Source organism: Pseudomonas sp. WT-JTC (assembly GCF_056711565.1).
On record NZ_CM160042.1, the window covers coordinates 5,855,218 to 5,882,094 of the forward strand.

Sequence of the window (26,877 nt, forward strand, 5' to 3'; positions counted from 1 at the left end):
GTGGCGAGGGAACAGCCGGACTGGCTGTCGCTACACCCGAAAAACGTTGTTTGGTGGTAAGCTCGCGCACCATGAATATCTACAGCTCTCGCCCCGTTGTCCTCTGTCTCTCCGGCCACGACCCAAGTGGTGGCGCCGGCTTGCAGGCAGATATCGAAGCCCTGCTCGCTCAGGGTTGCCATGCGGCTCCGGCCGTCACCGCCCTGACCGTGCAAGACACCGTCAATGTCACTGATTTCCGCGTCCTCGACCGTGAGTGGGTACTGGCCCAGGCCAATGCCGTGCTCAACGACTCCGAAGTCGCGGCCGTCAAACTGGGCATGCTCGGTTCCCTGGAAATGGTCGACACCGTGGTCGAACTGCTTTCGGCGCACCCACACTTGCCGGTGGTCTGCGACCCGGTGCTGCGCGCCGGCGGCGGCGGACGCCTGGGCAAGGACGAAGTCGGCTACGCCATGCGCGAACGCCTGCTGCCCTTGTCGATCATTGCGACCCCTAACCTTCCCGAAGCCCGAATCCTCGCCGAACTGCCCGAAGGCACCGCGGACGAGTGCGCCGAAAAACTCCTGCCGTTCGTCAAACACCTGCTGATCACCGGCGGCCATGGTGACGAAACCGAAATCCACAATCGCCTGTACAGCCGCGATGGCTTGCGCGAAACCTACACCTGCCAGCGCTTGCCCGGCAGTTATCACGGTTCCGGTTGCACCCTGGCCAGTGCCCTGGCCGGTCGTCTGGCCCAGGGTGAAAACCTCGCCAGCGCCGTGCAGACCGCGCTTAACTACACGTGGCGCACCCTGCGCGACGCCGAGCAGTTGGGCAAAGGCCAGTTCGTGCCGCGCCGTTTGCCACTGGATTTCTGTTCGTAACTTCCATTTGTAATGCGGTGAGGCTTGACCGATGAAACTACGTGGCCTGTACGCCATTACCGACAGCCATTTGCTGGACGGCAAGTTGCTCAAGTACGTGGAGGCGGCGCTGGAAGGCGGCGTCACCTTGCTGCAATACCGCGACAAGAGCAGCGACGAGGCCAGACGTCTGCGTGAAGCCGAAGCCTTGCGTGATTTGTGCGAACGCTACAACACCCGGTTGATCATCAATGATGACGCTGAGCTGGCCGCACGCCTGAATGTCGGCGTGCACTTGGGTCAAACTGATGGTCCATTGTCTCCGACCCGCGCCCTGCTGGGTCGCGATGCAATCATCGGTTCGACCTGCCATGCGCAACTCGACCTCGCCGAACAGGCCGTCAAAGAAGGCGCCAGCTACGTCGCGTTCGGCCGCTTCTTCAATTCCAACACCAAACCCGGCGCCCCGACCTGCAGCCTCGACCTGCTGGACCAGGCTCGCCGCACATTGCACCTGCCGATCTGCGCGATCGGCGGCATCACCCTGGAAAACGCCGCGCCGCTGGTGGCCCACGGCGTCGATCTGCTGGCGGTGGTGCATGGCCTGTTTGGCGCCGAGAGCACGGCTGAAGTAACCCGCCGCGCCCGCGCATTCAATGAATTACTAAAAGTCTGAGAGCCCTATCATGTCTCGTTCCGAAACGCTGTTTGCCAATGCCCAGAAACACATTCCCGGTGGCGTGAACTCGCCGGTTCGCGCGTTCAAGAGCGTCGGCGGCACGCCGTTGTTCTTCAAGCACGCCGAAGGTGCCTACGTCACTGACGAAGACGACAAGCGCTATGTGGATTACGTCGGCTCCTGGGGCCCGATGATCCTCGGCCACAGCCACCCGGACGTGCTGGACGCCGTGCGCAAACAGCTTGAGCACGGACTGTCCTACGGTGCCCCGACCGAGATGGAAACTCAGATGGCTGATCTGGTCTGCTCGCTCGTGCCGTCGATGGAAATGGTGCGCATGGTCAGTTCCGGCACCGAGGCGACCATGAGCGCCATCCGCCTGGCCCGTGGTTTCACCGGCCGCGACAGCATCATCAAGTTCGAAGGCTGCTACCACGGTCACTCCGACAGCCTGCTGGTCAAGGCCGGCTCCGGCGCACTGACCCAAGGCGTACCAAGTTCGGCCGGTGTACCGGCAGCGTTCGCCAAGCACACCCTGACCCTGCCGTTCAACGACATCGATGCCGTTGAGAGCATGTTGGCCGAAGTTGGCCAGGACGTGGCCTGCATCATCGTCGAGCCAGTGGCCGGCAACATGAACTGCGTACCGCCTGCTCCGGGCTTCCTCGAAGGCCTGCGGACCCTGTGCGACAAGCACGGCGTAGTGCTGATTTTCGACGAAGTGATGACCGGTTTCCGTGTCGCCCTGGGCGGTGCCCAGGCGTACTACGGCGTGACCCCGGACCTGACCACCTTCGGCAAGATCATCGGCGGCGGCATGCCGGTCGGCTGCTTCGGCGGCAAGCGCGAAATCATGTCGCGCATCGCCCCGCTGGGCCCGGTGTACCAGGCCGGTACGCTGTCCGGCAACCCGCTGGCGATGGCCGCCGGCCTGACCACCCTGCGCCTGATCAGCCGCCCGGGCTTCCACGCCGAGCTGACCGACTACACCACTCGCCTGCTCGACGGCCTGCAACAGCGCGCCGATGCGGCCGGCATTCCGTTCGTGACCACTCAGGCCGGCGGCATGTTCGGCCTGTACTTCAGCGGTGCCGACGACATCGTTACCTTCGATGACGTGATGGCCAGCGACGCGGCCCTGTTCGGCCGCTTTTTCCACCTGATGCTGGAAGGTGGCGTGTACCTGGCACCGAGTGCCTTCGAAGCCGGTTTCACTTCGATCGCTCACGGCGAAGCCGAACTGAAACTCACCCTGGACGCCGCCGAGCGTGCCTTCGCTGCCTTGAAATAACGCTATAACGCTGACGTTGGCCATCGCCAGCGTCAGCTTTCACCTACACGCCCGCGCTTTTTCCTACTCACCTGCCGATAATCCCCCGCAAAGTGGGCGATATATTTCCCGTGCAGCAGAAAAACGAGTAAAGACTTTGTAAGGTTGGCCCTGCTTATTTCATAATGCGCGCTTATTGGATCCCCTCGATGGGTCCGCGCGCCCTTCAGAGGTAAGTCGATTCCCATGAACCGCACCGGCCGCACCCTTGCTCTGGGCTGCCTGTTGCTTCTTCAGCCCCTGCTCGCGCAAGCACAAGCAGGCGGCAACTCGTTGTTAATCCCAGCGATGGGTCGCTGCACCCTCAATACCCAGCCGCAAGACCTGGAGCAGGCGCTCGCCGCCTGCCAGAAGGCGTCGGATGAAGGGGATGCGCAAGCGCAATACGAGTTGGGTGAGTTCTACTATGAAGGCAGAAACGCGCCGCGCGACCTCAATAAAGCCCTGAGCTATTTCGAAAAAGCCTCACTGCAAGGCCACGCCCAGGCGCAATTCAAGCTCGGCACCATGTTCTTTCATGGCGAAGGCGTGCCGGCCAATAACGTTCAGGCGTACATCCTGCTGAAGATGGCCGCGGTCAACGGTGCCGAGGATGCACTGGACACCGCCGACGAAGTCACCGAAAAGATGCCCCGCGAAGAGCTGGAAGTCGCCACTCAGGTGCTTGGGCAAATCTTCCGTAAATACCTGATGGAATTGCAGAGCGCCGATGGGCGTACGCCTTTCTCGCCGCTGCCCTGATTTCTGCGTCGACCTTTCTGACCCCTTCGCGAGCAAGCCCGCTCCTGCATTTGATTTGTGCACGACGCAAATCAAATGCAGGAGCGGGCTTGCTCGCGAAGGGGGCGACTCGGTCTTGAGCCTTACTTCTCAGGCATCGGCATCGGGAACGGCATGACATTGCCGACCGCGCCACGGGCTTCGCTGATTTTCGGTGTGCCCAGACGCTCGACTTCGTCGATACGCACGATCGAATGCATCGGCACAAAACTGCGCACCACGCCTTCGAACTGAGCCTTGAGCTTTTCTTCGCTCGGATCGACGACCACTTGCGTGCGCTCGCCAAAGACGAACTCTTCCACTTCCAGAAAGCCCCACAGATCACTTTGATAGATCTGCTTGGCGTACATTTCGAACACCTGGCCCTGGTTGAGGAAAATCACCTTGTAGATTGGAGCTTCACGTTTGGTCATGGTGGGCGGGTAACACATCGGGGTAAAAATGAGGGCGCAAACTATAGCACAGCCGTCGGACGCGCAACGGTAGGAACCACGGGCCATGTTCCCTATAATGCGCGGTTCTTTGAATCAGGTGATGACTCTTTCCATGGCCAAGAAGCTTTACATCGAAACCCACGGTTGCCAGATGAACGAGTACGACAGCTCGCGCATGGTCGATCTGCTGGGCGAACATCAGGCCCTGGAAGTCACCGCCCGCGCTGAAGACGCCGACGTGATCCTGCTCAACACCTGCTCGATCCGCGAACGTGCACAGGACCGGGTCTATTCCCAGCTCGGTCGTTGGCGCGAACTGAAACTGGCCAACCCGGACATGGTGATCGCCGTCGGCGGCTGCGTGGCCAGCCAGGAAGGCGCGGCCATCCGCGATCGCGCGCCGTACGTCGATGTGGTCTTTGGCCCGCAGACCCTGCACCGCCTGCCGGAAATGATCGACGCCGCGCGCATCAGCAAGCTGCCGCAAGTCGACGTCTCGTTCCCGGAAATCGAAAAATTCGACCATTTGCCCGAGCCGCGCATCGACGGCCCGAGCGCTTACGTGTCGGTGATGGAAGGTTGCAGCAAGTACTGCACGTTCTGCGTGGTGCCCTACACCCGTGGCGAAGAGGTCAGCCGGCCGTTCGACGACGTGATTGCCGAGATCATTCACCTGGCCGAAAACGGCGTGCGGGAAGTGACGCTGCTGGGGCAGAACGTCAACGGCTATCGCGGCCTCACCCATGACGGGCGCCTGGCGGATCTGGCCGAGCTGATCCGCGTGGTCGCCGCAGTCGATGGCATCGACCGCATCCGTTACACCACGTCGCATCCGCTGGAGTTCTCCGACAGCCTGATCCAGGCCCACGCCGACGTGCCGGAGCTGGTCAAGCACCTGCACCTGCCGGTGCAGTCGGGCTCGGACCGCATCCTCGCCGCGATGAAGCGCAACCACACCGCGCTGGAATACAAATCCAAACTGCGCAAGCTGCGCGCCGCCGTGCCGGGAATCTGCATCAGCTCGGACTTCATCGTCGGCTTCCCGGGCGAGACCGAGAAAGACTTCGAGCAAACCATGAAGCTGATTGCCGACGTCGGTTTCGACTTTTCCTATTCGTTCGTCTACAGCCAGCGCCCGGGTACGCCGGCTGCCGACCTGGCCGATGACACACCGGAGGAGTTGAAAAAAGAGCGTCTGAATGCCCTGCAACATCGCCTGAACCAGCAAGGTTTCGAGATCAGCCGACAAATGGTCGGTTCGATCCAGCGGATCCTGGTGACCGATTACTCGAAAAAAGACCCGGGCGAGTTGCAAGGCCGGACCGAGAATAACCGTATCGTCAACTTCCGCTGCGACAATCCGACCCTGATCGGCCAGTTCGCGGATGTGCACATCGATGCCGCGCAGCCGCACTCGCTGCGGGGTTCGCTGATCCAATAATCGCCACAGATCAATGTGGGAGCGGGCTTGCTCGCGAATAGGGAGTGTCAGTCAATAAATAGGTAACAGACACACCGCTTTCGCGAGCAAGCCCGCTCCCACAAAGACCGCACCAGGCGCGGGGATCAGATTGCAAAATTTAAGAGCTTTCGCACCCAGCCCACTGGCGTTATCCTTGATTTCATCTCAATTGCCCCAGGGCGGCTAAATACGACCTTGAACGCACCCATAGAACCACATCGTTTCATCCTCGAGCCTTTTGAAGCTCGCCGCTTCGCCAATCTGTGCGGGCAATTCGACGAGCATTTGCGCTTGATCGAGCAGCGCCTGACCATCGAGATCCGCAATCGCGGAAACCAGTTCGAACTGATCGGCGAACCCAAACACACCACCTCCGCGGAAAACCTCCTGCGCCGCCTGTACCGGGAAACCAAGGGTACCGAGCTGTCGCCGGATATGGTGCACCTGTTCCTGCAGGAATCCGCCGTCGAACAGCTCGACAACCACTCCCCTGCGGAACCGTCCGTCGCCCTGCGCACCAAGAAAGGCATGATTCGCCCTCGCGGCTTGAATCAGCTGCGCTATGTGAAGGAGATCCTCGGCAACGACATCAACTTCGGCATCGGCCCGGCCGGTACCGGCAAGACCTATCTGGCCGTTGCCTGCGCGGTGGATGCACTGGAGCGCGAGCAGATCCGCCGCATCCTGCTGGTTCGCCCGGCGGTCGAAGCGGGTGAAAAACTCGGTTTCCTGCCCGGCGACCTGTCGCAAAAAATCGACCCGTATCTGCGCCCGCTCTACGACGCACTCTACGAAATGCTCGGTTTCGAATACGTCGCCAAGCTGATCGAGCGCCAGGTGATCGAAGTCGCGCCGCTGGCCTACATGCGCGGCCGTACGCTGAACAACAGCTTCATCATTCTCGACGAAAGCCAGAACACCACGGTCGAGCAAATGAAGATGTTCCTGACCCGGATCGGCTTTGGCTCCACGGCCGTCATCACCGGGGACATCACCCAGGTCGACCTGCCACGCGGCACCAAGTCCGGCCTGCACCATGTGATTGAAGTGCTCAAGGACGTGCCGGGAATCAGCTTCACCCATTTCCAGCCCAAGGACGTCGTGCGCCATCCGCTGGTGCAACGGATTGTCGAAGCCTACGAGCGCTTCGAAACCAAAGCGGCCGATGATGCTGCCGCCAAGGATAGCCGCCGCGATGCTTGAGCTTGACCTGCAAATCGCCACCGAAGCCCCCGCCCCCAGCGAAGCCGAGTTTCGCCAGTGGTGCGAACTGGCTTTGCGCCAGCGCACCGCCGACTCGGAGATGACCATTCGCCTGGTCGACGAAGCCGAAGGTCGCGAGTTGAACCACACCTGGCGGCAAAAGGATTACGCAACTAACGTCTTGTCATTCCCGGCCGATGTGCCGGATGAGTTCCTCGACATCCCGCTGCTGGGCGACCTGGTGATCTGCGTGGCCGTGGTCGAGCGCGAGGCCGCTGAACAGGGCAAGGAGCTCAAGGCCCATTGGGCGCATCTGGTGATTCACGGCTGCCTGCATCTGCTTGGTTACGACCATATTGATGACGACGAAGCCGAAGAGATGGAAGCACTGGAACGAACGTTGCTTGCAGAGCTGGGCATTCCCGATCCGTACGCGGACGACGAAACCGATTTATCCCCTACCGAAACAACAAAGGATTCAGAGTAATCGCTATGAGCGAAGATCGATCGAGCAACGGGCAGAAGTCATGGCTGGGTAAGCTCACCCAGGCTTTTGCCCACGAGCCGAAAAACCGCCAGGAGCTGCTGGAGCTGCTGCGCGATGCACACCAGAACAAACTGCTGGACAGCGAAGCGCTGGCCATTGTCGAAGGCGCCATCCAGGTGGCTGACTTGCAGGTCCGGGACATCATGGTCCCGCGCTCGCAAATGGTCAGCATCAAGGCGAACCAGACACCCCGCGAGTTCCTGCCTGCCGTGGTTGAATCGGCCCACTCCCGCTACCCGGTCATCGGCGAAAGCCACGATGACGTGATGGGCGTGTTGCTGGCCAAGGATTTGCTGCCGTTGATCCTCAAGGAGAACGGCGACAGCTTCAACATCAAGGACCTGCTGCGCCCGGCCACCTTCGTGCCCGAATCCAAGCGCCTTAACGTGCTGCTGCGAGAGTTTCGCGCCAACCACAACCACATGGCCATCGTCATCGACGAGTACGGCGGCGTGGCAGGCCTGGTGACCATCGAGGACGTGCTGGAACAGATCGTCGGCGACATCGAAGACGAACACGATGTCGAAGAAGACAGCTACATCAAGCCGCTGCCCAGCGGTGATTTCCTGATCAAGGCCCTGACACCGATCGAGAACTTCAACGAGTTTTTCGACAGCGAGTTCTCCGACGATGAATTCGACACCGTTGGCGGCCTGGTGATGAGCGCGTTCGGACATTTGCCAAAACGTAACGAAATCACTGAAATCGGCCCGTACCGCTTCCGCATCCTGAACGCCGACAGCCGTCGGATTCACTTGCTTCGCCTGACGCCCATTGCTCGCTAAGGATTGAAATGCGCTGGACAACCCGCCCCGGCTGGCCCGGTAACCTGCTGGCCGTGGCGGCCGGTGCAATCACCACACTGGCCCTGGCGCCGTTCGATATCTGGCCACTGGCACTGCTCGCCGTCGGGCTGTTCTATGCCGGCCTGCGCGAACTGAGCCCACGTCAGGCATTGGGTCGTGGCTGGTGCTTCGGTTTCGGCCTGTTCGGTGCTGGCACCAGCTGGATCTACTACAGCATCCACCACTTCGGTGGCGCTTCGGTATTGCTGGCCGGGTTCCTGATGCTGCTCTTCACGGCGGCGATTGCCTGGTTCTTTGCCCTGCCCGCCTGGATTTGGGCGCGCTGGCTGCGCCGCAATGAGGCGCCGCTGGCCGACGCCCTGGCCTTCGCGGCGCTGTGGGTCGGCCAGGAAGCCTTCCGTGGCTGGTTCCTGACGGGTTTCCCGTGGCTGTACTCCGGTTACAGCCAGCTTGATGGCCCGCTGGCCGGGCTCGCCCCCATCGGCGGGATGTGGCTGATTTCCTTTACCCTGGCCCTGACAGCTGCGTTGATCTACAACGGCATGCGCCTGGTTCGTACGGGGCACAAAGGCTTCATCGCTGCCGGCGTGTTGCTGCTGGTCGGTCCGTGGCTGGCCGGCATGGCGCTCAAGCACCACGCCTGGACTAGCCCTTCGGGCCCGCCACTGAGCGTCGCCGCCATTCAGGGCAACATCGAACAAAGCATGAAGTGGGATCCGGCGCAGCTCAACGCGCAACTGGCGCTGTACCGCGACATGAGCTTCAGCTCCAAACGTGTCGACCTACTCATCTGGCCGGAAACGGCGGTCCCGGTGCTCAAGGAGTCCGCCGAGGGCTACCTGAACATGATGGGCAGCTTCGCCGCCGAACGTAAATCGGCGTTGATTACCGGTGTCCCGGTCCGCATGGAGGTACGCCACGAAAAGCGTTTCTTCAATGCCATCACCGTTACCGGTGAAGGCGACGGCACTTACCTGAAGCAAAAACTGGTGCCGTTTGGTGAATATGTCCCCTTGCAGGACATGCTGCGCGGACTGATCGCCTTCTTCGACCTGCCGATGTCGGACTTCGCTCGCGGTCCGGCCGACCAGCCTTTGCTGCAAGCCAAGGGTTATCAGATCGCGCCGTACATCTGCTATGAAGTGGTTTACCCGGAGTTCGCCGCCAGCCTTGCCGCCCGCAGCGACCTGCTGCTGACCATCAGCAACGACACCTGGTTCGGCACCTCCATCGGTCCGCTGCAACACCTGCAGATGGCACAGATGCGTGCCCTGGAAGCCGGGCGCTGGATGATCCGCGCCACCAACAACGGCGTGTCCGGCCTGATCAACCCGTTCGGTCAGATTACCGATCAGATCCCGCAGTTCGAACGCGGCATCCTGTACGGTGAAGTGGTGCCGATGCACAACCTGACGCCTTACCTGGAATGGCGTTCGTGGCCACTGATCATTGTCTGTGTGTTGTTGTTTGGCTGGGCACTGATCGCCAGCCGGATGGCCAAGACCGTTTAAAAGCTTCGCGAGCAAGCCCGCTCCCACATTGGACTGTGTAGCTCCTGTGGGAGCGGGCTTGCTCGCGAAGGCGTCATCACAGACACCGCACCAACCAGCGCCGACATCACCTCAATAGAACAACGAATAACCGATCTGCCCCACCGCCTCGTTCATCAATTGCCCGTTCTGCCAGATCGCCTTGAACTCCGGCATCCAGCCACCCAGTGGCCGCGCGTTGTCGCCGCCCAGAAACCCTACCGGCGCCGGCACCACCTCAAACCCGGCCTTGCGGAAACTCCAGGCCGCCCGCGGCATATGCCAGGCCTGAGTCACGACCACCACACGCTTGATGCCCTGAGGCAGCAACACCTCGGCGCTGAACTGCGCATTCTCCCATGTCGTGCGGCTGCGCCCCTCCTGCCAGCGCACGGTCACGCCAAAATCGTCACGCAAGGAGTCAGCCATCATCTGCGCCTCGCTGGGCGGCGTGCCGTAGTGCAGGCCGCCGCTGGTCAGTACCGGCAGGCCGGAAGCCTTGGCCAGCCGCGCGGCAAAGCGCTGGCGTTCCAGGCCGACACCCGTGGGCTGGTCCGCGCCCCAGGCAACGTCACCGCGCTCGCGCCCCGAACCGAGAATCACGATCGCATCCGCGCGTTGCCCCAGGCCTGCCCATTCGTCGCGGGCCAGCGGTGGCTCCCGCTCGAGCAGGCCGGCACTCCACTGCACCACCACCGGCAGGCTCATCAACCAGAACCCCCCCAGACCCAGCGCAAAGCACACACTGGCAAGCCTCGGCCTTGAGCGGCGCAACCACCAGGCAAGCAAAAGCAGCAGCAATAGAATGCCGGGGGGCAAAAGAAGTTGTTTTACGAAATAACGAAATGGCATCGAGCATCTCCCGGAGATGCCCGAAGCCTAAGTGGGTTGACGCAATGCGACAATCAATACAGAAGGACTATGCTTCAAAAATGCCTGGAGCATGGCTCTGTACCCTATTTGAACTGCAAAGACCGGACCTTTACCGCGTCTCTGCCGCGAACCTTGTCCTTGAGCCAGATGATCTTGGCCGAATGTGGTGCATCGAGTTGTTTTACCGCCTCAGACAAGCATCCGTGTGTCTCACGCTCACTGCGATCCAGGTACGCTTTGACCAGTGCAAACTCTGCGGGGCTCAGGCCGCGCAGTTCCAGTTCCAGAGGGCGTTCGTCGCGCAACCGGCTAGCGGTCCTTGCCGCCTCCAGGGCCAAGGCCAAACGATCGATCAGCCTTTCGTACAGCTCCGGTTTTGTAGCTTTTTGCTGTGACTCAACCATCCCTCACCTCATTGGAAGATAAGACCTACTCCCCAGTTAGAGCTTAGCTTCCATGAACAAACCGGCTGAACGCCGCGACCAACGGCCCTCACAGCGGTTTTTGCAGGACGTGCGGCAGCAATCAGGGTTTCCCTCGGCAGAGCGCGGTCATGTATGCTACGGCGCTTCCTGTAACTCCACTTCCAGCTCGGCTGGGCATCGAAAACGCCAATGTGGCGCGATCACCGTCCAGCGTTGCATTGAAGAGGATTAGGCCACCCCTATTCAGTTCAAAAGTAGCCATGCACGAACAATATCAGCCCCGTGAAATCGAAGCCGCCGCCCAGTCGTTCTGGGACGAGCAAAAGTCCTTTGAAGTCAGTGAACAGCCAGGCAAGGAGACTTACTACTGCCTGTCGATGTTCCCTTACCCCAGCGGCAAGCTACACATGGGGCACGTGCGCAACTACACCATCGGCGACGTGATCTCCCGCTACCAGCGCATGCAAGGCAAGAACGTTCTGCAACCCATGGGTTGGGACGCTTTCGGCATGCCGGCGGAAAACGCCGCGATGAAGAACAACGTAGCGCCGGCCAAGTGGACCTACGAAAACATCGCCTACATGAAATCCCAGCTACGCAGCCTGGGCCTGGCGGTGGACTGGTCGCGCGAAGTGACCACCTGCAAGCCGGACTACTACCGCTGGGAACAATGGCTGTTCACCCGCCTGTTCGAAAAAGGTGTGATCTACAAGAAAAGCGGCACCGTGAACTGGGACCCGGTCGACCAGACCGTCCTGGCCAACGAGCAAGTGATCGACGGTCGCGGCTGGCGCTCCGGCGCGCTGATCGAAAAGCGCGAAATCCCGATGTACTACTTCAAGATCACCGCCTACGCGGATGAACTGCTGGAGAGCCTCGACGAACTGACTGGCTGGCCTGAACAGGTCAAGACCATGCAGCGCAACTGGATCGGCAAGTCCCGCGGCATGGAAGTGCAGTTCCCGTACAACGTCGATTCCATCGGCGAAACCGGCACGCTGAAAGTCTTCACCACCCGTCCGGACACTTTAATGGGAGCGACTTACGTCGCCGTGGCCGCCGAGCACCACCTGGCCACCCTGGCCGCCCGCAACAATCCTGAACTGCAGGCGTTCATCGCTGAATGCAAGGGCGGCAGCGTGGCCGAAGCCGACGTCGCCACCCAGGAGAAAAAAGGCCTGCCGACCGGCCTGTTCGTCGAGCACCCGCTGACCGGCGAAAAACTGCCGGTATGGGTCGCCAACTATGTGCTGATGCACTACGGCGACGGCGCGGTAATGGCGGTTCCAGCCCATGACGAGCGCGATTTCGAATTCGCCCACAAGTACAACCTGCCGGTCAAATCGGTAGTGCGCACCAGCTCCGGCGATAGCAACCCGACACCATGGCAAGACGCCTACGGCGAGTACGGCACGCTGATCAACTCCGGCGAGTTCGATGGCCTCGATTTCGCGGGCGCCTTCGACGCCATCGAAGTCGCGCTGATCAAGAAAGAACTGGGCGCCTCGCGTACCCAGTTCCGCCTGCGCGACTGGGGCATCAGCCGTCAGCGTTACTGGGGCTGCCCGATCCCGATCATCCACTGCGGCACTTGCGGTGACGTGCCGGTGCCGGAAGATCAACTGCCTGTCGTGCTGCCGGAAGACGTCGTACCCGACGGTGCCGGCTCGCCACTGGCGCGCATGCCCGAGTTCTACGAGTGCACCTGCCCTAAATGCGGCGCACCGGCCAAGCGTGAAACCGATACCATGGACACCTTCGTCGAGTCCTCGTGGTACTACGCCCGTTATGCCTCGCCGCACTATCAAGGTGGCCTGGTCGAAAAATCCGCGGCTGATCACTGGCTGCCGGTGGATCAATACATCGGCGGTATCGAACACGCGATCCTGCACCTGCTCTACGCGCGCTTCTTCCACAAGTTGATGCGTGACGAAGGCCTGGTGAGCTCCAACGAGCCGTTCAAGAACCTGCTGACCCAGGGCATGGTGATCGCCGAGACTTACTATCGTCGCGAAGCCAATGGTGCTTACACCTGGTTCAACCCGGCGGACGTTGAACTCGAGCGCGACAGCAAGGCCAAGGTCATCAGCGCCAAGCTGATCGCAGACGGCCTGCCGGTGGAAATCGGCGGCACCGAGAAGATGGCCAAGTCGAAGAACAACGGCGTTGACCCACAGTCGATGATCGACCAGTTCGGCGCAGACACCTGCCGCCTGTTCATGATGTTCGCCTCGCCACCTGACATGAGCGCCGAATGGTCCGACTCCGGTGTAGAAGGTTCGCACCGCTTCCTCAAGCGCGTCTGGCGTCTGGCTCAGGCCCACGTGACCCAAGGCCTGCCGGGCAAACTGGACGTTGCCGGCCTGAACGACGAGCAGAAAGCCATTCGCCGCTCGATCCACCAGGCTATCAAGCAGGCCAGCCACGACGTCGGCCAGAACCACAAGTTCAACACCGCCATCGCCCAGGTGATGACGCTGATGAACGTGCTGGAAAAAGCCGCGCAAGGCAGCGAACAGGATCGCGCACTGGTCCAGGAAGGTCTGGAAACCGTGACTCTGTTGCTGGCCCCTATCACCCCGCACATCAGCCACGAGCTGTGGCATCGCCTGGGTCACGCCGACCCGGTGATCGACGCCAGCTGGCCAGTGCTGGACGAAAGCGCACTGGTGCAAGAAAGCCTGCAACTGGTGATTCAGGTCAACGGCAAACTGCGTGGTCACATCGAAATGCCGGCCAGTGCCAGCCGTGAAGAAGTCGAAGCAGCCGCCCGTGCCAACGAGAACGTCCTGCGCTTCGTCGACGGTCTGACCATTCGTAAAGTGATCGTAGTGCCCGGGAAACTGGTCAATATCGTCGCCAGCTAATTGGATCAGGCGCCGGGTGAGCCTGGCGCCGAGTAAAACCTTTCGGGCCGCTTGATCGGCCCACATGGTTTCAAGGGGAGCAACAAGATGATCAAACGCAATCTGCTGGTGATGGGCCTCGCGGTTCTGCTGAGTGCCTGCGGTTTCCAGCTGCGCGGAACCGGCACCGACGAACTGGCGATCAAGGAACTCGACCTGAGCGCCCGTAACGCCTATGGCGAAACCGTGACTCAGTTGCGTCAGGTACTGGAGGGCAGCGGCGTCAAGGTCTATAACGGTGCACCGTACAAACTGGTGCTGACCAATGAACAGGAAAGCCAGCGCATCCTCAGCTACGCAGGTGCCGGTCGTGCAGGCGAGTACCAGATGACCAGCGTGCTGAACTACGACATCCGTGGTCGCGGCGATCTGCCACTGTTGAGCGACAAGCTTGAAGTGCAGAAAATCTACATGCACGACGGCAACAACCTGGTGGGCTCCGATCAGGAGGCCGCAACCGCCCGGGCAGAAGGTCGCCGGGAGATGGTCCAACGCATGATGCTGCGCTTGCAACAATTGACCCCGGGCCAGCTGAATCAGTTGCAGCAGACTGCCGAAGCCAGGGCCAAGGCTGAAGCTGCTGCACTGGAAGCGGCCAAGAAGGCTGAAGCGGAAACTCCGCGCCAGTCGCCAATCGAACTGCCGCAGCAGTAAGACTTACGGGGCGCCCAGGCGCCCCGTTCGCCCCCTCCTATGAAACTCGCCCCCGCCCAACTCGCCAAACACCTGCAAGGCACCCTTGCGCCGGTCTACATCATCAGCGGCGATGACCCGCTGTTGTGCCAGGAGGCGGCCGACGCTGTTCGCGCTGCCGCCCGCCAGCAGGGATTCGATGAACGCCAGGTGTTTGCCGCCGACGCCAGTTTCGACTGGGGCACGCTGCTGCAAGCCGGTGCCAGCATGTCGCTGTTCGCCGAAAAGCGCCTGCTGGAACTGCGCCTGCCTTCCGGCAAACCCGGCGACAAAGGTGCCGCCGCGCTGATCGAGTACTGCTCGCGCCCGGCCGACGACACCGTGCTGCTGATCAGCTTGCCGAAACTCGATGGCAGCGCGCAGAAAACCAAGTGGGGCAAAGCGCTGGTCGAAGGACAGCAGACCCAGTTCGTGCAGATCTGGCCGGTCGATGTCGCCCAGTTGCCAAGCTGGATCCGCCAACGTTTGTCCCAGGCCGGGCTTTCCGCCAGCCAGGACGCCGTTGAGTTGATCGCAGCAAGGGTCGAGGGCAACTTGCTGGCCGCCGCCCAGGAAATCGAAAAGCTCAAGCTGATGGCCGAAGGGGGTCAGATCACCGTTGAAACCGTGCAGGCTGCGGTGGCCGATAGTGCGCGTTTCGACGTCTTTGGCCTGACCGATGCGGTTCTCAATGGTGAAGCAGCCCACGCGCTACGCATGCTCGAAGGGTTGCGCGGTGAAGGCGTCGAGCCGCCGGTGATTCTCTGGGCCTTGGCCCGGGAGTTGCGCCTGCTGGCCAATATTTCGCTGCAATACAGCCAGGGTACGCCGCTGGACAAGGCTTTCAGCCAGGCCAAGCCGCCGGTCTGGGACAAACGTAAACCGTTGATGAGCAAAGCGCTGCAGCGCTACTCGGCACAGCGCTGGGCGCAACTGCTGCTGGAAGCGCAACGCATCGACGCGCAGATCAAGGGCCAGGCTGCGGGTTCGCCGTGGATGAGCCTGAGTCGGTTGACGTTGTTGATGGCCGGGCAGCGCTTGTCGTTGCCGGCGGAGTGAAAAGTCCCAGACAATGCAGGGACTAGACAGAAACCTCGCTTGAGCAGATGATTTGCCCCGCAAAATCCACTCACTTGCGAGCAATCATCATGAGCAAAAAGCCATCGAAGCATGGCCCCAACAAGGCCAAATCCATCATCGCCCAGCCATTGTTCCGCAGCCGCCAGGAACGCCCCGGCAAGGGCAAAGGCAGTTACCGCCGCGAAGCCTTCCAGTCTGACAGCTGGGAGGCTTCTTACTTTCTGGCAGCCTGAAAGGCAAGCATCCGCTCAACATGTTAAGGTCTGCACCTGATACGTTTTCCCTGGACCTGTGCATGCCCTTTTGTATTTCCCGTCGTTGGCATCTGCGCCAATTGATTGCTGCCTCCAGCCTTGTTTTGCTAGTCGCCTGCGCGGAAAAACCAACCGCCGCCGACGCACAGCCGCTTCAGACGCTCCCTGTCGCCACCGCTCCCGCAGTCATTGCGCCCGTGGTTCCGAGCGGCGATAACCTCGACATCCAGCCAACCCAGACCTTTGCCGAATGGCAAGCAGGTTTCCGCAAGGATGCCCTGGCCGCCGGTATCCGCGCCGATCTGTTCGACCGCGCTTTTGCCAATGTCAGCTTCGACCCCAGTGTGATTCGTGCCGATCGCAGCCAACCGGAGTTCGCAAAACCGGTGTGGGAATACCTCGACGGCGCCCTGTCACCGTTGCGGGTTCGCAAAGGTCAGGCGCTGGTCAGCCAATACGACGGTATCTTGCAGAGTATCGAACAGCGTTACGGCGTCGACCGTGAGGCACTTGTCGCCGTGTGGGGCATGGAAAGCAACTTCGGCCAGTTCCAGGGCAGCAAGTCGGTGATCAATTCGCTGGCGACCCTGGCCTACGAAGGCCGACGCCCGGGCTTCGCCCACGCGCAATTGATTGCCGCCCTGCAGATCCTGCAACAAGGTGATATCGAACCGGAGAAAATGCTCGGCTCCTGGGCCGGCGCCATGGGCCAGACCCAGTTCATCCCGACTACCTACAACACCCATGCCGTGGACTTCGACGGCGATGGGCGCCGCGATATCTGGGGGAGCTCGGCCGATGCCCTGGCCTCGACTGCACATTATCTGCAAAGCTCAGGCTGGCAGAAAGGCCAGCCGTGGGGCTTCGAGGTGCAGTTGCCAGGCGGGTTCAACTACGTGCTGGCCGATGGCACTATTCGCAAAAGCGTCGCGGAATGGCGGCAACTGGGGATTACGCTGCCCAATGGCGGCCAGGTCCCGGCCGGTTCCGAGCAATTGTCCGCGGCCCTGTTACTGCCTGCCGGTTACCGTGGCCCGGCATTCCTGATGCTCGATAACTTCCGGGCGATCCTCAAGTACAACAACTCGTCGTCCTACGCCTTGGGGGTGAGCTTGTTGTCCGAACGCTTCAACGGCGCGGGCCTGATCAGCGGCACGTGGCCAAAAGATGATTTGCCGCTGAGCCGTACCGAGCGGATCGAACTGCAAAACTTGCTGAGTGCCCAGAATTACGACGCGGGTAATGCGGACGGAATTATCGGTGCCAATACCCGCAAGGCGATTCGCAGCGCGCAGCAGTCGTTTGGCTGGCCGGCGGATGGGTATCCGACGCACAAGTTGCTGGAAGGGTTGCGCAGCCGCTAAAAGCTTCGTCGGAACGCCGCCCGGAGCAAGCCCGCTCCCACATTTGATCTGTGAACGACACAAAAACAATGTGGGAGCGGGCTTGCTCGCGAAGGCGGACTGTCAGGCGATGAAGACCTACAGCCTGACCACCACATCCTGCTCCAACACCAACTCCTTGTTCCCTGCATCCAGCCTGACCAGCGCGCCCATGGGCAATGTCAGGTTCGGATCGCAATGCCCGCTACGCCATCCGGACAACACCGGTATCCGCAACGGCTCGAACGTCTGCTTGAGCAACCGCTCCAGCGCAGGTACCTCCACACCCGCCACATCCCCCACCAGTACCCCACACAACTTGCCCAAAGTAGCGGACAGTCGCAATTGGGTCAGCAATCGATCGATGCGATACAGCGGCTCGTTGATGTCCTCGATAAACAGGATGACACCCTCGGCATCGATCTCGTAAGGCGTGCCCATGGTCGCGGCGATCATCGACAGATTGCCCCCCAGTAAACGGCCGTGGGCAATACCTGGCTCGATCGTCGTCAATGGATAGGCAACGGGATGCGCCAACACACTGCCTGCCTTCACCTGCCCGCGCAGCATATTGAAAAACGACGGCTCGGTAGGCTTTTGCTTGTCGCCCAGCAGATCAGCGTTGAGCAGCGGGCCATGGAAGGTCACGAAGCCTGCATAACGGCTGATAGCCAGATGCATTGCGGTAATGTCGCTGTAGCCGATGAACGGCTTGGCGTTGTCGCGCAGCAGTTCGAAATCGATTCGATCAAGCAACCTCGGCGTGCCGTAACCACCGCGCAGGCAAATGATGGCATCGACCTCGTGGTCGGCGAACGCCGCGTGCAGGTCATTGAGCCGCACCTCGTCACTGCCGGCAAGATAGCCATCCTTCTCGTAGACGCCGGGAAATATCTTCAGCGAATAGCCGCGGGCGCGCATCCATTGCACGGCTTTACTTGTGTCCAGCGGCGCGGGACCGGCAGGTGCAATAACACCGATCATGCCTTCCGGCGGCAGTGCCGGGACAGGAACGTGAGGGCAAAGGGTGTGGGTCGGTCGAGCGGTCATCCGTGAATCTCCCTGCGTAAAAACTTCAGCACACAGTAGTCAGGAATGGGGACAAACAGAAGAGGAACTGTTGCCCCGCAGGTTGCAGGAAAAAGTGGCCAGTGCCGTAGGACAGGCAAAAAAACACCCGCAAGGCTGAATACCGTGCGGGCGTTTTTCATTTCATAACGCAGATCAGGACGACATCAGCTCGGCCTTGACCAGCTTCGCTTGTTCATCGGCATGGTACGAGGAACGTACCAGCGGACCTGAGGCAACGTTCTTGAAGCCCATCTTGTAGCCTTCCTCGGCGAACCAGGCAAAGGTGTCCGGGTGCACGAAGCGCTGCACTGGCAAGTGGCTGCGCGAAGGTTGCAGGTACTGGCCCAGGGTCAGCATGTCGATGTCGTGCTCGCGCATGCGCTTCATGACTTCGATGACTTCTTCGTCCGTTTCACCCAGACCCAGCATCAAACCGGATTTGGTCGGGATGTGCGGCATCATCTGCTTGAAGCGTTGCAGCAGGGTCAGCGACCACTGGTAGTCCGAACCCGGACGTGCGGCCTTGTACAGGCGCGGCACGGTTTCCAGGTTGTGGTTGAACACATCCGGCGGCTCGGCGGCGGTGATTTCCAGGGCGATATCCATGCGGCCACGGTAGTCCGGGACCAGGGTCTCCAGCTGCACGTTCGGCGACAGCTTGCGGATTTCACGGATGCAGTCGGCAAAGTGCTGGGCACCACCGTCACGCAAGTCGTCGCGGTCCACCGAAGTGATCACCACGTATTTCAGGCGCAAGTCGGCGATGGCGATAGCCAGGCTTTCCGGTTCGTTGACGTCGAGTGGCTTCGGACGGCCGTGGCCGACGTCGCAGAACGGGCAACGACGGGTGCAGATGTCACCCATGATCATGAAGGTCGCGGTGCCGCCGGAGAAGCACTCGCCCAGGTTCGGGCAGGAAGCTTCTTCGCACACACTGTGCAACTTGTGTTTGCGCAGCAGGGCCTTGATGCGGTCGACTTCCGGCGAAACCGGGATGCGGACGCGAATCCAGTCCGGCTTCTTCGGCAATTCGGTGGTCGGAATGATCTTCACCGGGATGCGTGCAACCTTTTCGGCGCCGCGCAGCTTGACGCCGGCTTCAACCTTGGGACGCGGGGCCGGGCGCTCGGAGACATCGAGCGTCGGGATCATGGTTTGCACTGCATCAGTAGTCATATCAGTCGATTCCGCCCGTCAGGGTCGTCTGCTCAGCATAGTCGAGGTGTTTGACGAGCTGCGCGCGCAGCCGGGCACTTACCTCGGCAAATTCAATCGATCCTGCGTGATCGCTCAGCTGGGTCATCGCCAGCCCGGCGTAGCCGCAGGGATTAATCCGTCGAAACGGTTCCAGGTTCATGTCTACGTTCAAGGCCAGGCCATGAAAGGAACAGCCGTGGCGAATCCGCAACCCCAGGGAAGCGATTTTCGCCCCGTCGACGTAGACACCCGGTGCATCGGGCTTGGCCACGGCGGTCACGCCGTAACTGGCCAACAGCTCGATCAGGCATTGCTCCATCCGGCTGACCAGATCGCGCACGCCAAAACCCAGCCTGCGCACATCCAGCAGCAGATAAGCCACCAGCTGGCCAGGGCCGTGGTAGGTCACCTGACCACCACGGTCGACCTGCACCACCGGAATATCACCGGGAAGCAACAGGTGCTCGGCCTTGCCGGCCTGCCCCTGGGTGAACACCGCAGGATGTTCCACCAGCCAGATCTCGTCGGCAACATCGGTGCCGCGTTCGTTGGTGAAGCGTTGCATGGCATGCCAGACCGGCTCGTAAGCCATCTGGCCGAGCTCGCGAAAGCCCAGCGTGCCGGACATCACAACACCATGTGCACGAAACCGGTGGCCCGCAGTTCGCTGTTGATGTTGTACAGCTGGTCCTGGTCGGTCGCGACGATGTGCAACTGAATGGTGGTGTATTTGCCGTTGGTGCTTTGGCGCTCATCTACACGGTCATGGTTGATCGTCGCGTGTTTCTTGACGATCTCGATGATCTTGTCCTTGTTGCCCACACCGGTATCGCTGATCACCTTAACCGGGTAATCAACGTTGGGGAATTCGATCTTAGGCGCCTTTACTTCGGTATCGGTCATGGCGTAACGGCCTCGTAAGCGTAAGCCGTGGCGACGGGCATGGCCCCGTGCCGGATCAGCGCGGGGCCATGCAGGTGCACACTATCAGTTGAACAAGCCGTAGAAGAATAGACGGATGCTATCCCACATGCGACGGAAGATACCACCCTCTTCGACGCCATCCAGAGCGATCAGGTCAGCGCTGTGCACCACCTTGTCGTCCAGTTTGACTTCGACTTTACCGATCACGTCGCCCTTGGCGATTGGCGCAACCAGTTGCGGGTTCATGGTCATGCTGGCAGCGAGCTTTTTCAGCTGGCCTTTCGGCAGGGTCATGGTCAGGTCTTCAGCCAGGCCGGCCTTGACTTGATTGGTGGAGCCTTTCCAGACAGGTGCCTGGGCCAGTTCGGCGCCCTTCTGATAGAAGGTCTGGGTTTCGAAGAAACGGAAACCGTAGGTCAGCAGCTTCTGGGTTTCGGCGGCACGGGCCACTTCGCTGCTGGTGCCGAACACCACGGCGATCAGGCGCATGCCATCACGTACGGCCGAAGACACCATGCAGTAGCCGGCTTCGTCGGTGTGGCCGGTTTTCAGGCCGTCGACGGTCTTGTCGCGCCACAGCAGCAGGTTGCGGTTCGGTTGCTTGATGCCGTTCCAGAAGAACTCTTTCTGCGAGTAGATCGCGTAGTGAGCCGGGTCTTCGTGGATGATCGCGCGGGCCAGAACAGCCATGTCGTGAGCCGACGAATAGTGCTCAGGATTCGGCAGGCCGGTCGGGTTCATGAAGTGGGTGTTGGTCATGCCCAGATCGGCGACGGTCTTGTTCATCAGGTCGGCGAAGGCGTCTTCGCTGCCGGCGATGTGCTCGGAGAGCGCGACGCTGGCGTCGTTGCCCGACTGGATGATGATGCCGTGCAGCAGGTCGCTGACGGTGACCTGCGAGCCGACCTTGATGAACATCCGCGAACCGCCGGTACGCCAGGCGTTTTCGCTGACGGTCACCGGATCGTTTTCACCGATCTGGCCACGACGGATTTCCAGGGTCGCGATGTACGCGGTCATCAGCTTGGTCAGGCTGGCCGGTGGCAGACGCTGGTCACCATTGTTCTCGACCAGCACGTTGCCGCTGCTGGCGTCCATGAGCACATAGGCCTTGGCGGCCAATTGCGGTGGCGACGGCATCATCTCGACCGCGAACGCGGCAGGTGAGAGGAGCAGCGGGACTAAAAGGCACAGGCGTTTGGCAAAGGTGGTGATGTTCATCCGTCTCTCGAAATCGCTAATGGAAACTTGCCCGAGGGCAAAACTATTCAGACAGCTTCTTAAAGGCTGTCGCGTGTTCAGCTGCTCACTCTTTAACCCTGTGCCGGGCTTTTGTTCTTAGAAGAGCCAACAACATGGTCCGCCCCCCAAATCGCAAGCGAACCGACAATCAAGTACTACGTATTACTCTGTGACCACGCTCGGCGAACCGAGATTGGCCAGGCGCACACTGTTCTGCACCTGCTGGATCTCACCCGGCGATCCGATCGGGCCCATACGAACCCGATGCAGGGTCTGCTGATTGCGCACGATCGAGCTGATGAACACCGGAGCGCTCACCATCCCGCTGAGCTTGGATCTCAGGAGTTCTGCAGCGTCCGGGTTGGCGAACGCGCCCACCTGCAGATACTGGCCAGAGGCTGGTACAGAAGCGTTTTTTTTTGCATCAAGCTGCACCGGTACCACCGCGGCGGCGTGTTGCTGCGGCGGCGGAGTCCATTGCTCGACGGTGCCGGCCGAAGCCGTGATCACCGGGGCGCTATTCTGCGCGACTTGCGGCTCGTTGAGCATCAAAGGCGCCGGACGGCCTTTGGCCGCCCAATACGCCTGTGGATCAATGCCCTCGACCTTGACCCGCGCGGTGCCGATTTCGGCATAACCGAGCTTCTTGGCGGCGGCGTAGGACAAATCGATGATTCGGTCCGAGTAGAACGGCCCACGGTCGTTGACTCGCAGGATCACGCTCTTGTTGTTGTCCAGGTTGGTCACCCGGACATAACTTGGCAGTGGCAATGTCTTGTGCGCGGCACTCATGCCGTACAGGTCATACACCTCGCCGTTGGCGGTGTTCTGGCCGTGGAACTTGGTGCCATACCAGGACGCCGTGCCCGAAGCCACGTAGGTCTTGGATTCTTGCAGCGGGAAATAGGTTTTACCCAATACCGAGTACGGGCTGGCCTTGTATGGGCCGGTGTGCAGGGTCGGCGTGGCGTCCGGAATGCGCGAAACATCGACATCCCACCACGGCGCGCCATCCTTGTGGGCGCGGTTGATGTCCAGCCCCGGCGTCGAGCGCACGGCGCTGGAGGACTTCTGGGCCGGCGCACGGCTGGTCGAACAACTGGCGACCAGCATTGCCAACGCAGCGAATGCCATCAGCTTCAGGGGTTTATTGATAGGCAATGCCCGCATTACTTGACGCCCCGTGCTTGGACCAGCTGTTCAGACAGTTGATGTACGGCCATGGCGTACATCACGCTGCGGTTATAACGCGTGATCGCGTAAAAATTCTTCAGGCCCATCCAGTACTCGGAGCCATTGTCGCCTTCCAGGCGGAAAGCGGTAACCGGCATATCATCGCGCAGCGCATCATGACTTGACCACCCCAGGGCTCGCAACTCCCCGACGGTTTTCGTCGGTTCGATTCCTGCGGTCAAACCTTCGTCGACCTGATCGCCACGGACATCGGCGCGGCTGACTACCGGTTCGCCGGCGACCCAGCCATGACGCTTGAAGTAACTGGCGACACTGCCAATGGCATCGTCCGGGTTGGTCCAGATGTTGATATGGCCATCACCGTCGAAATCCACCGCATAGGCGCGGAAACTGCTCGGCATGAATTGTGGCAATCCCATTGCGCCGGCGTAGGAGCCTTTGAGCGTCAACGGATCGACCTGCTCTTCACGGGCCAGCAGCAAGAACTCACGCAATTCCTTGCGGAAAAACTCGGCACGGGGAGGATAGTCGAAACCCAGGGTCGACAAGGCATCGATCACCCGGAAATTTCCGGCATTACGACCGAAAAAGGTTTCAACGCCGATGATCGAGACAATGACCTGGGCCGGTACGCCGTATTCCTGCTCGGCACGGGCCAGCACCGCTTCGTGCTGACGCCAGAAGTCCACACCCCGGGCTATGCGCGCATCGGTGATGAACATCGGGCGATATTCGCTCCACTGCTTGACCCGTTCGGCGGGTTTCGAGATGGCGTCCAGAATCGACTGCTTGCGCTCGGCTTCGCGGAACACGCCCATCAACTGTTCACCGGCGAAACCGTAGTCGCGGGTCATTTCACCGACGAATTCGGCCACCTGGGGTGAGCCTTCGTAGTCGCCGGCCAACGCTTCCTGCACGGTGCCAAGGATGCTTACCAGGCCGACCCATGGCGCATGTCGAGTCGCCCAGCCACGCATTACTTGCATTGAAAGTTTCACCTTATTCAAACCTGCGCGATCCACTTGCGATGGGTATGGATCGACATCAAAACCCCAAACGCTGACAGCAGCGTCACCAGCGAAGTTCCTCCGTAGCTAATGAACGGCAACGGCACCCCCACCACCGGCAACAGGCCACTGACCATACCGATGTTGACGAAAACATAAACAAAAAACGTCATGGTCAGGCTGCCCGCGAGCAACTTGCCGAACAATGTCTGCGCCTGGGCGGTAATCACCAGACCGCGGCCGATCAGCAACAGGTAGATCAGCAACAGTGCGCAAATACCCACCAGACCGAACTCTTCACCCATGACCGCAATGATGAAGTCGGTATGGCTTTCCGGGAGGAAATCCAGGTGCGACTGGGTGCCCAGCAACCACCCCTTGCCGAATACGCCTCCAGAGCCGATGGCCGCCTTGGACTGGATGATGTTCCAGCCCGTACCGAGCGGATCGCTCTCCGGGTCGAGGAACGTCAGGATTCGCTGCTTCTGGTAGTCGTGCATGATGAAGAACCACATGGCAATCGCCACGGGAACGGCGGCGGCCAGCACGCTGAGGATCCAGCGCCAGCGCAGCCCCCCCATGAACAGCACGAACGCGCCACCGGCCAGAATCAGCAGCGAAGTGCCGAGGTCCGGTTGTCGCACGATCAGAATGAACGGAATGCCGATCAGCATCAGGCTGATACCGACGTGCTTTAGCTGTGGCGGCAAGGTGCGCTTGGACAGATACCAGGCAATGGTTGCCGGCATCAGAATCTTCATGAACTCCGATGGCTGGAAGCGGATGACACCGGGGATGTTGATCCAGCGCGTGGCCCCCATCGCGTTGTGGCCCATGACGTCCACTACCACCAGCAACAACACACCGATCACATAGCCGACCGGCACCCAGCGCGCCATGAAACGCGGTTCGAACTGGGCGATGACGATCATCGACACCAGGCCGATACCGAACGAAGTGGCCTGTTTTGCCAGCAGATCCCAGCTTTTTCCACTGGCCGAATACAGGACGAACAGGCTGCCGGCGGCAAGCGTCAGCAGCAGGATCAGCAACACGCCGTCGATGTGCATTCGTTGCAACAGTGTTGCACGGCGACGCATCACATCCTCGCTGGAGAGCATGCGATCAAAATTATTCATCACGGGCTGTTGCCTCTGCACTGATAGGGCTGGCGTATTCGGGCTTCAACCGACCGTCCTGGTCCAGGAGCCAGGCGTCCATGACCTGACGCACAACCGGCGCGGCCACGCCGGAGCCCGACTCACCGTTCTCGACCATCACCGAGACCACGATTTTCGGATCGTCGGCCGGTGCGAAACCAACGAACAAGGCGTGGTCGCGATGGCGCTCCTGCACCTTGGAGCGGTCGTACTTCTCGCCCTGCTTGATCGCGACCACCTGGGCCGTACCACTCTTGCCGGCAATCCGGTACTGCGCACCGATCGAGGCCTTGCGCGCCGTACCGCGGGCACCGTGCATCACCTGTTGCATACCGTGGTTCACCCGGGTCCAGTCCGCCGGATCGCGCAGGATGATGTCAGGCATCGGGTTAGGATCCACCGGCTTCTCGCCTTCGATGGTCCTGGCCAGGTGCGGACGGTTCCAGACACCCTTGTTGGCCACCAATGCGGTGGCCTGGGCCAATTGCAACGGCGTCGACTGCATGTAGCCCTGACCGATACCGAGAATCAGTGTCTCCCCCGGGAACCACGCCTGACGGCGCGTCGCACGCTTCCACTCCCGGGTCGGCATCAACCCCGGCGATTCTTCGAACATGTCCAGCGAGACTTTCTGGCCGATACCGAACTTGCTCAGGTACGCCGACAACCGATCGATTCCCAGCTTGTGGGCCAGGTCATAGAAGTAGGTGTCGTTGGAACGCATGATCGCCGTATCGAGGTCGACAAAGCCGTCGCCGGTACGGTTCCAGTTACGGTATTTGTGATCGTAGTTGGGCAGCATGTAGTAACCGGGGTCGAACACCCGGGTCGACGCCGTCACCACGCCGGAGTCCAGGCCGGCGATCGCCACCGCCGGCTTGATGGTCGAACCTGGCGGGTACAGACCACGCAACACGCGGTTGAACAGCGGCCGGTCGATGGAATCGCGCAGCTCGGAATAGGCCTTGGAGCTGATGCCGGTGACGAACAGGTTCGGGTCGAAACTCGGCTGGCTGACCATCGCCAGGACCTCGCCGGTTTTCGGGTCCAGGGCCACCACCGCACCACGACGACCACCGAGCGCGGCTTCAGCGGCTTCCTGCAATTTGATGTCCAGGCTCAGGACAATGTCCTTGCCGGAAATCGGCTCGGTACGCTTGAGTACCCGCAATACACGGCCCCGAGCGTTGGTCTCGACTTCTTCGTAACCCACCTGACCGTGCAGTTCCGGCTCGTAGAAACGCTCGATGCCGGTTTTGCCGATTTGATGGGTGCCGCTGTAACTCACCGGATCGAGGGACTTGAGCTCTTTCTCGTTGATCCGCCCCATGTAGCCCACCGAGTGCGCAAAGTGCGCGCCCTGGGGATAGTGACGAACCAGCTGTGCGACCACTTCCACGCCCGGCAGGCGGAACTGGTTCACGGCGATCCGGGCGATCTGCTCTTCAGTCAGCTCAAACAGGATCGGCACCGGCTCGAACGGCCGGCGCCCCTGACGCATGCGCTTCTCGAAGATCACCCGGTCCTCGGGCGTCAGCTCCAGCACCTCGACGATCACGTCGAGCACCTGCTGCCAGTCGCCGGAACGCTCGCGGGTCATGCTCAGGCTGAAGCTGGGCCGGTTATCGGCAATCACCACGCCGTTGCGGTCGAAAATCAAGCCACGGGTCGGCGGAATCGGCTGCACATGGACGCGGTTGTTTTCCGACAGGGTCGAGTGGTACTCGTACTGGATCACCTGCAGGAAATACAGACGCGCGATCAGCACGCCAATCAGCGCCACCACGGCAATGGCCCCGAACACGACGCGGCCACGCACCAGACGGGCGTCTTTTTCGTGGTCCTTGATGCGGATCGGCTGGGACATGAGGG

The 26,877-nt window shown here is 60.8% G+C and carries 26 protein-coding genes; 14 read left to right on the plus strand and 12 right to left on the minus strand.

Annotation, left to right across the window (positions count from 1 at the left end):
- Window positions 1-71 precede the first annotated feature (71 nt).
- From AC06G5_RS26610 to AC06G5_RS26625, 4 genes are all read left to right on the plus strand, one after another.
- Window positions 72-869, plus strand: coding sequence for a hydroxymethylpyrimidine/phosphomethylpyrimidine kinase (locus tag AC06G5_RS26610; protein WP_008052407.1), 798 nt, complete (start codon window positions 72-74; stop codon window positions 867-869).
- Window positions 870-900: 31 nt separating this feature from the next.
- Window positions 901-1,524, plus strand: coding sequence for a thiamine phosphate synthase (gene thiE, locus AC06G5_RS26615; protein WP_413424557.1), 624 nt, complete (start codon window positions 901-903; stop codon window positions 1,522-1,524).
- Window positions 1,525-1,534: 10 nt separating this feature from the next.
- On the plus strand, window positions 1,535-2,818 hold the full coding sequence (gene hemL / locus AC06G5_RS26620) for a glutamate-1-semialdehyde 2,1-aminomutase (RefSeq protein WP_111288076.1): 1,284 nt from the start codon (window positions 1,535-1,537) through the stop codon (window positions 2,816-2,818).
- Window positions 2,819-3,043: 225 nt separating this feature from the next.
- Window positions 3,044-3,598: a tetratricopeptide repeat protein gene (locus AC06G5_RS26625; protein ID WP_111288078.1), complete on the plus strand. Its 555-nt coding sequence runs from the start codon at window positions 3,044-3,046 to the stop codon at window positions 3,596-3,598.
- Between the two features lie 122 nt (window positions 3,599-3,720).
- On the opposite strand, the gene AC06G5_RS26630 is transcribed toward AC06G5_RS26625, so the two are convergent.
- Window positions 3,721-4,050 (minus strand): DUF1820 family protein, encoded by a 330-nt coding sequence (locus tag AC06G5_RS26630; RefSeq protein WP_003185742.1) that lies wholly within the window; start codon window positions 4,048-4,050, stop codon window positions 3,721-3,723.
- Between the two features lie 133 nt (window positions 4,051-4,183).
- Here AC06G5_RS26630 and miaB point away from each other — a divergent pair, with 133 nt between their 5' ends.
- From miaB to lnt, 5 genes are all read left to right on the plus strand, one after another.
- Window positions 4,184-5,512: a tRNA (N6-isopentenyl adenosine(37)-C2)-methylthiotransferase MiaB gene (miaB, locus tag AC06G5_RS26635; RefSeq protein WP_015096961.1), complete on the plus strand. Its 1,329-nt coding sequence runs from the start codon at window positions 4,184-4,186 to the stop codon at window positions 5,510-5,512.
- A gap of 216 nt (window positions 5,513-5,728) precedes the next feature.
- Window positions 5,729-6,736: a PhoH family protein gene (locus AC06G5_RS26640; RefSeq protein WP_008022966.1), complete on the plus strand. Its 1,008-nt coding sequence runs from the start codon at window positions 5,729-5,731 to the stop codon at window positions 6,734-6,736.
- Window positions 6,729-7,223, plus strand: coding sequence for an rRNA maturation RNase YbeY (gene ybeY / locus AC06G5_RS26645; protein WP_413423647.1), 495 nt, complete (start codon window positions 6,729-6,731; stop codon window positions 7,221-7,223). Before AC06G5_RS26640 ends, ybeY begins: the two co-directional genes overlap by 8 nt.
- A gap of 5 nt (window positions 7,224-7,228) precedes the next feature.
- A complete protein-coding gene (locus AC06G5_RS26650) occupies window positions 7,229-8,068 on the plus strand; it encodes an HlyC/CorC family transporter (protein ID WP_413423645.1) in 840 nt (279 codons plus the stop codon).
- An 8-nt stretch (window positions 8,069-8,076) separates the two neighbouring features.
- Window positions 8,077-9,600, plus strand: coding sequence for an apolipoprotein N-acyltransferase (gene lnt / locus AC06G5_RS26655; protein ID WP_413703970.1), 1,524 nt, complete (start codon window positions 8,077-8,079; stop codon window positions 9,598-9,600).
- Window positions 9,601-9,711: 111 nt separating this feature from the next.
- Here the strand turns inward: lnt and AC06G5_RS26660 are convergent, their stop codons facing one another.
- Both AC06G5_RS26660 and AC06G5_RS26665 read right to left on the minus strand, forming a co-directional pair.
- Window positions 9,712-10,470 (minus strand): YdcF family protein, encoded by a 759-nt coding sequence (locus AC06G5_RS26660; protein ID WP_413423641.1) that lies wholly within the window; start codon window positions 10,468-10,470, stop codon window positions 9,712-9,714.
- Between the two features lie 104 nt (window positions 10,471-10,574).
- On the minus strand, window positions 10,575-10,895 hold the full coding sequence (locus AC06G5_RS26665) for a hypothetical protein (protein WP_480458572.1): 321 nt from the start codon (window positions 10,893-10,895) through the stop codon (window positions 10,575-10,577).
- Between the two features lie 281 nt (window positions 10,896-11,176).
- On the opposite strand from AC06G5_RS26665, the gene leuS reads away from it, so the two are divergent.
- From leuS to AC06G5_RS26690, 5 genes are all read left to right on the plus strand, one after another.
- On the plus strand, window positions 11,177-13,783 hold the full coding sequence (gene leuS, locus AC06G5_RS26670) for a leucine--tRNA ligase (protein ID WP_413423639.1): 2,607 nt from the start codon (window positions 11,177-11,179) through the stop codon (window positions 13,781-13,783).
- Between the two features lie 87 nt (window positions 13,784-13,870).
- A complete protein-coding gene (locus AC06G5_RS26675) occupies window positions 13,871-14,476 on the plus strand; it encodes an LPS-assembly lipoprotein LptE (RefSeq protein WP_413703968.1) in 606 nt (201 codons plus the stop codon).
- 39 nt (window positions 14,477-14,515) lie between these two features.
- A complete protein-coding gene (gene holA / locus AC06G5_RS26680) occupies window positions 14,516-15,553 on the plus strand; it encodes a DNA polymerase III subunit delta (protein WP_413703967.1) in 1,038 nt (345 codons plus the stop codon).
- Between the two features lie 89 nt (window positions 15,554-15,642).
- The gene (gene arfA / locus AC06G5_RS26685) at window positions 15,643-15,807 is read left to right on the plus strand and encodes an alternative ribosome rescue factor ArfA (RefSeq protein WP_008022942.1); all 165 of its coding nucleotides are present in this window, start codon (window positions 15,643-15,645) and stop codon (window positions 15,805-15,807) included.
- Between the two features lie 62 nt (window positions 15,808-15,869).
- A complete protein-coding gene (locus AC06G5_RS26690; RefSeq protein ID WP_480458573.1) occupies window positions 15,870-17,192 on the plus strand; it encodes a lytic murein transglycosylase in 1,323 nt (440 codons plus the stop codon).
- Window positions 17,193-17,309: 117 nt separating this feature from the next.
- Here AC06G5_RS26690 and AC06G5_RS26695 read toward each other — a convergent pair whose 3' ends face one another.
- From AC06G5_RS26695 to mrdA, 9 genes are all read right to left on the minus strand, one after another.
- On the minus strand, window positions 17,310-18,260 hold the full coding sequence (locus tag AC06G5_RS26695; protein WP_413703966.1) for a S66 peptidase family protein: 951 nt from the start codon (window positions 18,258-18,260) through the stop codon (window positions 17,310-17,312).
- A gap of 174 nt (window positions 18,261-18,434) precedes the next feature.
- A complete protein-coding gene (gene lipA / locus AC06G5_RS26700) occupies window positions 18,435-19,433 on the minus strand; it encodes a lipoyl synthase (protein WP_162130451.1) in 999 nt (332 codons plus the stop codon).
- 25 nt (window positions 19,434-19,458) lie between these two features.
- Complete coding sequence (gene lipB, locus AC06G5_RS26705) at window positions 19,459-20,106, minus strand: lipoyl(octanoyl) transferase LipB (RefSeq protein WP_008022935.1); 648 nt, start codon at window positions 20,104-20,106, stop codon at window positions 19,459-19,461.
- The gene (locus AC06G5_RS26710) at window positions 20,106-20,381 is read right to left on the minus strand and encodes a DUF493 domain-containing protein (protein WP_003215438.1); all 276 of its coding nucleotides are present in this window, start codon (window positions 20,379-20,381) and stop codon (window positions 20,106-20,108) included. The genes lipB and AC06G5_RS26710 overlap by 1 nt, the downstream gene beginning before the upstream one ends.
- A gap of 84 nt (window positions 20,382-20,465) precedes the next feature.
- Window positions 20,466-21,623: a D-alanyl-D-alanine carboxypeptidase family protein gene (locus AC06G5_RS26715; protein ID WP_413423629.1), complete on the minus strand. Its 1,158-nt coding sequence runs from the start codon at window positions 21,621-21,623 to the stop codon at window positions 20,466-20,468.
- A 183-nt stretch (window positions 21,624-21,806) separates the two neighbouring features.
- Entirely contained in the window at window positions 21,807-22,814 is a 1,008-nt protein-coding gene (locus AC06G5_RS26720) for a septal ring lytic transglycosylase RlpA family protein (protein WP_413423627.1), read from the minus strand.
- Window positions 22,814-23,824 carry a lytic murein transglycosylase B gene (gene mltB / locus AC06G5_RS26725; RefSeq protein WP_480458574.1) on the minus strand — a complete coding sequence of 337 codons (1,011 nt, stop codon included), beginning with the start codon at window positions 23,822-23,824 and terminating at the stop codon, window positions 22,814-22,816. The genes AC06G5_RS26720 and mltB overlap by 1 nt, the downstream gene beginning before the upstream one ends.
- 17 nt (window positions 23,825-23,841) lie before the next feature.
- On the minus strand, window positions 23,842-24,945 hold the full coding sequence (gene rodA, locus AC06G5_RS26730) for a rod shape-determining protein RodA (RefSeq protein WP_052037671.1): 1,104 nt from the start codon (window positions 24,943-24,945) through the stop codon (window positions 23,842-23,844).
- A gap of 31 nt (window positions 24,946-24,976) precedes the next feature.
- Window positions 24,977-26,872 (minus strand): penicillin-binding protein 2, encoded by a 1,896-nt coding sequence (gene mrdA, locus AC06G5_RS26735; RefSeq protein ID WP_413423623.1) that lies wholly within the window; start codon window positions 26,870-26,872, stop codon window positions 24,977-24,979.
- Window positions 26,873-26,877 lie beyond the last annotated feature (5 nt).